Source organism: Candidatus Thioglobus sp., from assembly GCF_028599055.1.
In the GTDB taxonomy this organism is placed as follows: Bacteria; Pseudomonadota; Gammaproteobacteria; order PS1; family Pseudothioglobaceae; genus Thioglobus_A.
In genome coordinates this window covers 1-8490 of record NZ_JAQRMS010000055.1, presented here as the reverse complement: position 1 = coordinate 8490, position 8490 = coordinate 1, and the positions used below count along the sequence as shown (strand labels likewise).

Annotated in this window: 11 protein-coding genes; 3 read left to right on the top strand and 8 right to left on the bottom strand. The window is 41.0% G+C overall.

Annotated features, from left to right (window positions below; translation table 11 throughout):
- Positions 1-19 precede the first annotated feature (19 nt).
- Complete coding sequence (gene epmA, locus PSN35_RS04850; RefSeq protein WP_300030241.1) at positions 20-892, bottom strand: EF-P lysine aminoacylase EpmA; 873 nt, start codon at positions 890-892, stop codon at positions 20-22.
- A gap of 35 nt (positions 893-927) precedes the next feature.
- Positions 928-1491: an elongation factor P gene (efp, locus tag PSN35_RS04845; RefSeq protein ID WP_300030238.1), complete on the bottom strand. Its 564-nt coding sequence runs from the start codon at positions 1489-1491 to the stop codon at positions 928-930.
- Positions 1492-1543: 52 nt separating this feature from the next.
- Between efp and sucC the strand changes: the two genes are divergently transcribed.
- From sucC to PSN35_RS04830, 3 genes are read left to right on the top strand one after another with little or no spacing between them, the layout of a single operon-like run.
- Positions 1544-2704, top strand: a complete 1161-nt coding sequence (gene sucC, locus PSN35_RS04840) for an ADP-forming succinate--CoA ligase subunit beta (protein WP_300030235.1) — start codon at positions 1544-1546, stop codon at positions 2702-2704.
- Positions 2701-3570 carry a succinate--CoA ligase subunit alpha gene (sucD, locus tag PSN35_RS04835; RefSeq protein WP_300030232.1) on the top strand — a complete coding sequence of 290 codons (870 nt, stop codon included), beginning with the start codon at positions 2701-2703 and terminating at the stop codon, positions 3568-3570. Before sucC ends, sucD begins: the two co-directional genes overlap by 4 nt.
- Before the next feature lie 39 nt (positions 3571-3609).
- Entirely contained in the window at positions 3610-4377 is a 768-nt protein-coding gene (locus tag PSN35_RS04830; protein ID WP_300030229.1) for a hypothetical protein, read from the top strand.
- On the opposite strand, the gene PSN35_RS04825 is transcribed toward PSN35_RS04830, so the two are convergent.
- From PSN35_RS04825 to PSN35_RS04800, 6 genes are all read right to left on the bottom strand, one after another.
- Positions 4374-4703, bottom strand: a complete 330-nt coding sequence (locus tag PSN35_RS04825) for a thioredoxin family protein (RefSeq protein WP_300030226.1) — start codon at positions 4701-4703, stop codon at positions 4374-4376. The genes PSN35_RS04830 and PSN35_RS04825 overlap by 4 nt on opposite strands.
- Positions 4700-5080 carry an HIT family protein gene (locus PSN35_RS04820; protein ID WP_300030223.1) on the bottom strand — a complete coding sequence of 127 codons (381 nt, stop codon included), beginning with the start codon at positions 5078-5080 and terminating at the stop codon, positions 4700-4702. Before PSN35_RS04820 ends, PSN35_RS04825 begins: the two co-directional genes overlap by 4 nt.
- Positions 5081-5089: 9 nt before the next feature.
- Entirely contained in the window at positions 5090-6115 is a 1026-nt protein-coding gene (gene queA, locus PSN35_RS04815) for a tRNA preQ1(34) S-adenosylmethionine ribosyltransferase-isomerase QueA (RefSeq protein ID WP_300030221.1), read from the bottom strand.
- 2 nt (positions 6116-6117) lie between these two features.
- Complete coding sequence (gene rsxG, locus PSN35_RS04810) at positions 6118-6720, bottom strand: electron transport complex subunit RsxG (RefSeq protein ID WP_300030219.1); 603 nt, start codon at positions 6718-6720, stop codon at positions 6118-6120.
- A complete protein-coding gene (locus PSN35_RS04805; RefSeq protein WP_300030216.1) occupies positions 6717-7664 on the bottom strand; it encodes an RnfABCDGE type electron transport complex subunit D in 948 nt (315 codons plus the stop codon). Before PSN35_RS04805 ends, rsxG begins: the two co-directional genes overlap by 4 nt.
- Positions 7664-8490: 4Fe-4S dicluster domain-containing protein (locus PSN35_RS04800; RefSeq protein ID WP_300030214.1), on the bottom strand; the 827-nt coding region annotated here is incomplete at its 5' end. The genes PSN35_RS04800 and PSN35_RS04805, both read right to left, overlap by 1 nt.

Genomic DNA, 8490 nt, shown 5'->3' with positions numbered 1-8490 from the left:
TTAAAGACCGCTGTATTAGTTAGTCAATGCTAGTAATTAAGCGCTCAATACCGATTGCCACACCTGAACACTGTGGCAATGGTTTTTCCAGTAGTGTTAAGAAGCTAGCATCCGGCTCTATAACCGTTTTATTTAATTGTTGACGCCTGTTATTTTCACGATCGAAAACTCTCCTATAGGCGCGAGCCTCTTGCAACTCATCATAACCATTGGCCACTTCTACGCCCGATAAATACAATTCAAAGCGATGTGCGATGCGCCCCTCAACTTTAGATAAAGCGCTTTGCCCTGCTGGATAATCATAGATGAAGCAAATAGGAAATTGTGTTAATTTTGGTTCACACAATGCAGTAAATAGAAAAATTTGCAAATCTTCTATCCATTCAAAATCAGTGCTTAAATCGTGCGCTTTAGCGATTAGTTTTAACGCATCAAAGTCCGTATTAAAAATGTCAATATCTGCAAATTGTTTAAATGCCTGTGCGTAAGACAGTTTAGTCACTTCACCACAAACCCCTAAAACTTTAACCAATTCAGCCACATCGCTCATTAATTGATGATGATCAAAGTTTAAGCGATAATACTCCAATAGTGTAAATTCGTTGAAATTTTGCGAGCCTTGTTCATTATCTCGAAACACCTGACAAATTTGAAAAATATCCCCACTGTCTTGCGACAAAAGCTTTTTCATTTCCAGTTCAGGAGAGGTGTGCAAAAATTTTGATTGTTGCTGAATTTCCGAGTTAACTGACATACCAATGCTGTCAATATACACATCTGTCGTTGGTGCGTTTAATAGGTGCGGAGTTTGCACTTCAAGAACATTTTGATGCTCAAAAAATGCTCGGATTTTTTTAAGTAATTTAGCCTTGTTAATTAACGCTTGCCTCATGTCAAATGGCTAAAATAAACACTTCTTCGAGGTAATTAGGTTCGACCAGCGTACTCATTGGTTCGCGTATCAACCTTCACTTTTTCGCCAATGCTAATAAACAACGGCACTTGAACCACGACACCGGTATTCATCGTGGCTGGTTTGCCGCCCGTACCTGCTGTGTCACCTTTAAGGCCAGGATCAGTATCCGCCACTTCAAGCAGCACATGGTTTGGTGGCGTGACTGAAATTGGATTATTATTCCAAAGGGTAACCACGCACATATCTTGCTCTACTAAGTAACCTCTAACATCATCCATATTACTATCATTAATGATGAATTGATCAAAGGTATTAGGATCCATAAAATTCCACTCATTGCCATCGTTATACAAATATTGCATATCAAGCTCCATCACATCTGCACCCTCTAAAGATTCACCTGATTTAAAGGTTTTTTCTAGGGTTTTGCCAGTGATCAAATCTTTAAGCTTAACCTTGTTAGACGCTTGACCTTTACCAGGCTTACGAATCTCATTACTAACAATTGAGCAAGGGTTGCCGTCTAACATGAGTTTTAAGCCATTTTTAAATTGACTGGTCGAGTAATATGCCATTTTTTAACCTATTGAGTGTAAAATTCAAGCATCTTATTTTACGCACTTTTTCATGCATATACACGAATACCAAGCCAAAGGCTTATTTCGACAGTTCAATATTAACACCCCATCAGCTATTCTAGTTAACTCAACTCATGAAGCGAAGCAAGCTTGTGCTGATTTAGGTGGTAATATTTGGGTAGTTAAGGCACAGGTTCATGCAGGGGGTCGCGGCAAAGGCGGCGGCGTTATTTTATGTCGCAGTGTCGCAGCGGTAGAAGAGGCTTGTAACAAACTGTTTGGCTCTCATCTCATTACGCCACAAACCGATGCCAAAGGTCTGCCGATCAACCAACTGCTTATTGAAGGTGGGCAGAATATTGAGCGTGAGTTATATTTAGGCTTATTGGTTGATCGTCAATCTCAAAAAATTACCATTCTAGCTTCCACAGAAGGCGGCATGGATATTGAGCAAGTGGCCAGTGAAACACCCGATAAAATCATTAAATTTGGGGTTGATCCATTAGGCGAATTAACTACTAACGATTGCATGTCAATTGCAAAAAAGCTTAATTTACAAGACACACTAGCTGAACAATTTGTCACAACTCTAATGGGCTTGTATGAAATATTTACCACTAAAGATGTCAGCTTAATTGAAATTAATCCGCTCATCACTACGGCTGAAAACAGCCTTCTGGCGCTCGATGGCAAGATTGACTTTGACGATAACGCTTTGTATCGCCACGAAGACATTCTTGAACTACGCGATATATCTCAAGAAGATGAAAAAGAAAACGAAGCGAGTGAATATCAGCTTAATTACATTTCATTAGACGGCACGATTGGCTGTATGGTCAATGGTGCGGGGCTTGCCATGGCCACCATGGATCTTATTGAACACCACGGCGGCTCACCGGCTAACTTTTTAGATGTAGGTGGTGGCACAACGGCTGAGCGTGTTGCTAAAGCTTTTGAGTTAATTCAAACTGAGAAAAATGTCGCTGGCATTTTGGTCAATATTTTTGGCGGCATTGTTCGTTGCGACTTAATTGCGCAAGGCATTTTACAGGCCATTGAAAAGGTTGGTCTAAACTTGCCAATTGTTGTGCGCCTAGAAGGCACTAATGCTGCCGAAGGACTTAAACTACTCGATGAATCCGACGTACAAATCTATACCGAATCTGACCTTACTCAAGCGGCTATTAAAATTGTGGAGTTGTCAAAATGAGCGTATTAATCAATAAAGACACAAAAGTTATTACCCAAGGCTTTACTGGCAAGCAAGGCACTTTCCATTCTGAGCAGTCTATTGCCTACGGTACGCAGTTTGTTGGTGGTGTCACACCTGGTAAAGGTGGGCAAACACATCTAGACTTACCCGTGTTTAACTCGGTCAAAGAATCCATGGCTGAAACTGGCGCAACTGCCACCATGATTTACGTGCCACCGCGCTTTGCTTACGCATCCATTATCGAGGCAATTGAAGCACAAATGCCAGTGATTGCTTGTATTACTGAAGGCATACCCGTGCAAGATATGCTTAAAATCAAAGCCATCTTAAAAGATTCGGATTCGACGCTCATTGGTCCTAACTGCCCGGGTGTCATTACGCCTGATGAGTGTAAACTCGGCATTATGCCCGGCAATATTCACCAATCTGGCAGCGTCGGCGTGGTGTCTCGCTCAGGTACACTGACTTATGAAGCGGTACATCAAACCACTCAGGCGGGGCTTGGTCAAAGCACCTGCATTGGTATTGGCGGTGATCCAATTCAAGGTATGAATTTTATTGATTGCTTAGCATTATTTGAAGCTGACGAACAAACAAAATCTATCATTATGGTGGGAGAAATTGGCGGGTCAGCTGAAGAAGAGGCAGCAGAGTATATCCAGTCTCACGTATCCAAGCCGGTGGTTTCTTATATTGCTGGACTCAGCGCGCCAAAAGGCAAGCGCATGGGGCATGCAGGCGCAGTTATTAGTGGCGGCTCTGGTAAAGCAGAAGATAAAATTAGCGCACTCAAAGCAGCTGGGGTGGCCATTTCACCAACTCCTGCCACTATGGGCTCAACTTTGTTGGAAATTTTAAAATAATAAATACCGGGGAAGGCAAGACCTTCCCCACATGTAACTATGAAAAAACCGATTGTTGTATTGGGTATTGGCGAACTTGGAAGTGTTTTTGCAAGAGCGTTTCTAAAAAATAATCACCCTGTTTATCCAATTACTCGAAAAACAGATATCAATGAGTTGGCCAGCCAAATTGATCCTGAGCTAATTTTAGTCTGTACTGCTGAAGGTGATTTGCAATCAGCACTAGGATCCATTCCAGAACAATGGAAAGATCGTGTGGCAATGATGCAAAACGAATTACTACCACGTGATTGGGAAAAGCATAACTTTAATAATCCAACAGTTATCTCAGTTTGGTTTGAAAAGAAAAAAGGCATGGATTCAAAGGTATTAATCTCATCGCCTGCATACGGCCCAAAAGCACAAATTCTCACCAAGTCTCTTGCGCTAATCGATATTGCGGCACATACTGTTACCAATGAAGATGAATTGTTATTTGAGCTGGTACTCAAAAATCTCTACATCCTGACAACTAATATCGCCGGCATGGCTATTGAGCCAGGCAGCAATGTTGATGACCTGCGCAACAACCACATCGATCTAATGCGTAAAGTGTCTGCCGATGTCTTAAAACTTCAAGAATCGCTAACCGGGAAAACCTTCAATGAATCAGCGTTAGAAGCGGGCATGATTAAAGCCTTTGAAGGTGATTTGGCACATGGTTGCATGGGCAGATCTGCCCCGGCTAGACTCAATAGAGCGTTAGAATTAGCGAATGAATACAATCTAGAAACACCAACCTTGACACAAATCAGCAACCAAGCTTAGCCGCTCATCTTAGCGTAGGTTTTTTCAATTTCCTGCTCCAAGGCCAGCAATGAAAAACCGCGCACCTCTTCAATAAATTTTTGCCCCATAAAGAACACTTGCACCACGGGCAAAGAAAACACACCATGCTGCGCGCAAATCTCTTGCATTTGTTCACAATCAATGTAAACCATAGCCAAGTCAGGAAATTTGACTGAAAATTTATCATAAATCTGGGGTTTAATGGTTTGGCACACGCCACAATTTGCACCACCAAATAATACTAATACTGCATCTTTTTCACGCTTTAATGCATCTAACTGATCTTGGTTTTCTAATTGATTCATAGCTGCTCTCCTAATTGGGCAAAGAATACTTCAAAACTGGGCAAATCTAATTGCGATTCTCTTTGTTTTTTACCCCACATCGGCTCAGGAAAATAACTATCTTGCTCAAAGCGAGCCATCACATGCCAATGAACGTGCGGCAATAGGTTGCCAAAAGACGCTATATTGATTTTATCAGCGTTGAAATACTTTAACATTGATTTTTCTACTATATCGATAATTCTAAAAATTTCTGTTTTTTCTTCCAATGTGCATTCACTAAATTCCTTAATTTTTCGCTGAGTAAAAATTTTAACCCAGGGAATTTCGCTTTTTTCAATTTCAACAAATACTAAATCATTTTCATAAATCATACTTATCTCTCCACAAAACTTCATAGGCCTTGCCTATGAAGTTTTGTTATTTGTTAATAACATCGCATCGCCATACGAGAAAAATCGATAGTTGTTTTTAATGGCATGCTGATAAATTTCCATCATTCGCTCTCGACCAATAAAGGCGCTGACCAGCATCAACAATGAAGATTTTGGCAAATGGAAATTGGTAATCATCATATCCACCACTTTAAATTCATAGCCAGGATAGATAAAAATATCAGTTTCCTCTTGCGCTGCAGATAACGTGCCACTTTTGGCAGCTGACTCCATAGAACGAACTGCCGTTGTTCCTACGGCAACAACACGTCCACCTTTTGCCTTGGTATCGTTAATCTTATCAACCGTTGCTTGATCAATTTCATAATACTCGCTATGCATATGATGCTCAGTAATTTTTTCAGCCTTAACTGGCTGAAAAGTGCCCGCACCGACATGTAACGTTACAAAAGCGTGATCAATACCTTGTTGTTTTAGATCAGCCAATAAATCATCATCAAAATGTAGACCTGCTGTTGGCGCGGCCACCGCACCCTCTCGCTCGGCAAATACTGTCTGGTAGCGCTCTAAATCGGTTTTTTCATCACTACGTTCAATATAGGGTGGCAAGGGAATATGACCCACTTTATCAAGTAAATCAAGTAGTGAATCGGTGGCAAAATTAAGTGTATAAAAGCCATTTTCTTTGGCTATTATTTGCGCTTTTTCACCATTCTCCAAAGTAATATAACTGTCTATCTTAGGTGCACGCGAGGCCTTAACCATGGCTAACACTTGCGTATCACTTAACAAACGCTCAATCATAATTTCCACTTTACCGCCTGAAGCTTTATGGCCGAACAGGCGTGCTGGAATTACTCGAGTGTTATTCATTACTAGCAAATCACCTGGGCGTAAAAATTCGCCAATTTGATGAAAACTTGCATCTGTGAACAAGTCTGTTTGCGGCACCAGCAGGCGTGAATCTGTTCTATTTTCAGGTGGATTTTGCGCAATTAACTGCTTGGGCAAATCAAAATCAAAATCACTAAGTTGCATGATTATTTTTTATTTTTTAGCAAGTCTTGCTTGCTGAAAAATTCTAGGACTTGGTAGCTGGCGGTAACAACGGCCCTTGGGGTAATGGTGGCACCGGTAAAGCTGTCAAAAACACCGCCATCACGCTTCACCTTCCAATTATCCTTTGAAGGATTAGATAGCGACAGCCCGCTAAATTGCTCGATCCAGTTAGACTTTCGAGTTTCGATTTTATCACCCAGACCTGGGGTTTCTTTATGAGTGATAACGCGCACGCCTAATAATTGATGATCTACGCCCACCCCCGTTAACAGACGAATATTGCCACTGTATCCATTGGGATAAGTATGCTCGATTAAGTAGGCAAACACCTGCTCATCTTTCTTAGCAGGAAAAATATTGATTGTTTGTATAATGCCATGCAAATTGATGGATTTACTATACTTATCTTTCAAAATATCATTGTCATAACCACTAACCAACTCGCTCAAGCGCTTAATAAGCAACTGCTCTTCATTGTGAGTAATTTGTTCTTTGGTTGTGCTTTGCGTCCAGCTAACAAAAAAAATACTAACCAACGTAAATACAAACAACAGCAATCCTGATTTTAAAATACGTTTGATCATGACCGTCCAAACGCCCTAGGCTGAGTGTAGTAGTCAATCAATGGTACCATCATATTCACCAACAATACCGCAAAAGCAACCCCATCTGGATAACCGCCGTAAGCCCTAATAATGACAATTAGCACACCAATTAAGAATCCATAAATTAACCTTCCTTTTGGTGTGGTACTAGCAGACACTGGATCGGTGGCAATAAAAAAGGCACCCAGCATTGTGCCGCCCAACATTAAATGATTTTGAATTGGTAAATGTTGCTGAGTGTCAAAAACTGAAATCAATATTGCCATAATCAGTATTCCAGATAAAAACGCTACCGGAATATGCCAAGCAATAATTTTACGCACCAATAAATAGACCCCTCCTAACAAGAATCCAGCATTAATCCACGCTTGAGAAGTGGAGTGTATTTGTAAGGCGGAAAGCTCCTTACCCAAGGATAAACCGGTTTTAACATCATCTAGTCGTGTTGCACCACTTATGCCATCAAAATTGGCTAGATTAAACACTTCGTTTACTGCTTGACTAAAGCTTAGAAAATCAACCGGCCAGGTGGTCATTTGTAGCGGGTACGAGATCAATAAAAATCCGTAGCCTAGCATAGCAGGATTAAAAGGGTTGTTGCCTAAGCCACCATACAACTGCTTGCCAAAAACAATAGCAAAAGCAACACCTGAAACCACCAACCACCACGGAGCAATTGATGGAATGGAAATGGCCAGTAAAATACCTGTTAAGATGGCAGATCCATCACTTAATGATTCAAGCGCGTTGCGTCCACGTAGCGCGACAAAAATTGCTTCAACCAAGACCGCTGAAATCACGGCCAATACAATTTGCAATAAGATGCCCCAGCCAAAAAATAGCGTTGATGCGCCAACACCCAAAACTAATGCGTAGATCACTTGACGCATTATTTGATTAGTATTTAACCCAGTACTATGCATTATTTCTTAGCTTCCTTTGCTTGTTTGACACGCGCCATTGCTTGAGCAATTTTATCTTTTTGTGCCTGATCTTTTTCTTTATCTTTGGCCATTTTTTCTTTAAGCGCTTTTTTCTTAGCCGCCATCATCTCTGCACGCTCTTGCTTATTTCGCGTCAATCTGAATTCTTTAAATTCAAACCGCTCCCTTGATTGATTAGCTAGTGCTTCTGCACGTTTGAGCTTTCTATCTAGCGCCTTGGCAAAAGAGAAATATTGTGCCAAAGGAATATTACTCGGGCAAACATAATTACAACTACCACACTCAATGCAATTCATTAACTGATAATCAAGGGCTTTTTCAATATTCTCACTCTTGGCATACCAATATAATTGTTGCGGCAACAAGTTAACCGGACACACCTCAACACAAGCCGAACAACGAATACATTCTTTAACCGCAGGCTTAGGCTCCGGATTGTTAACAAATATACAATTGGTAATTTTGCAAATAGAATAATGCGCATTAGGAATATCAACACCCATCATCATACCGCCCATTCTAATATCATGAGCCTGGTTATTCGGCTCGGAACTTTCAACCACTTGTGCGAACGATGTGCCCAATCGTGCCTCATAGTTTCTAGGCGTCTTAACCCCCGAACCTGTGACGGTTACAATTCGAGAAATTAGCGGTTTATTATCAACTACCGCATCATATATTGCCTTAACCGTACCAACATTTTGACACAGCACACCATGCTCAGATGCATACCCACCCGATGGAATCTCTATGTCCAATAGCGCTTTAATCAGTAATTTTTCAGCGCCTGAGGTATATTTTGTCG

Excerpts from the sequence above, each read along its gene's own strand:
- epmA (WP_300030241.1), bottom strand. The coding sequence starts at position 892 with ATGAGGCAAGCGTTAATTAACAAGGCTAAATTACTTAAAAAAATCCGA.
- efp (WP_300030238.1), bottom strand. The coding sequence starts at position 1,491 with ATGGCATATTACTCGACCAGTCAATTTAAAAATGGCTTAAAACTCATG.
- sucC (WP_300030235.1), top strand. The coding sequence starts at position 1,544 with ATGCATATACACGAATACCAAGCCAAAGGCTTATTTCGACAGTTCAAT.
- sucD (WP_300030232.1), top strand. The coding sequence starts at position 2,701 with ATGAGCGTATTAATCAATAAAGACACAAAAGTTATTACCCAAGGCTTT.
- PSN35_RS04830 (WP_300030229.1), top strand. The coding sequence starts at position 3,610 with ATGAAAAAACCGATTGTTGTATTGGGTATTGGCGAACTTGGAAGTGTT.
- PSN35_RS04825 (WP_300030226.1), bottom strand. The coding sequence starts at position 4,703 with ATGAATCAATTAGAAAACCAAGATCAGTTAGATGCATTAAAGCGTGAA.
- PSN35_RS04820 (WP_300030223.1), bottom strand. The coding sequence starts at position 5,080 with ATGAAGTTTTGTGGAGAGATAAGTATGATTTATGAAAATGATTTAGTA.
- queA (WP_300030221.1), bottom strand. The coding sequence starts at position 6,115 with ATGCAACTTAGTGATTTTGATTTTGATTTGCCCAAGCAGTTAATTGCG.
- rsxG (WP_300030219.1), bottom strand. The coding sequence starts at position 6,720 with ATGATCAAACGTATTTTAAAATCAGGATTGCTGTTGTTTGTATTTACG.
- PSN35_RS04805 (WP_300030216.1), bottom strand. The coding sequence starts at position 7,664 with ATGCATAGTACTGGGTTAAATACTAATCAAATAATGCGTCAAGTGATC.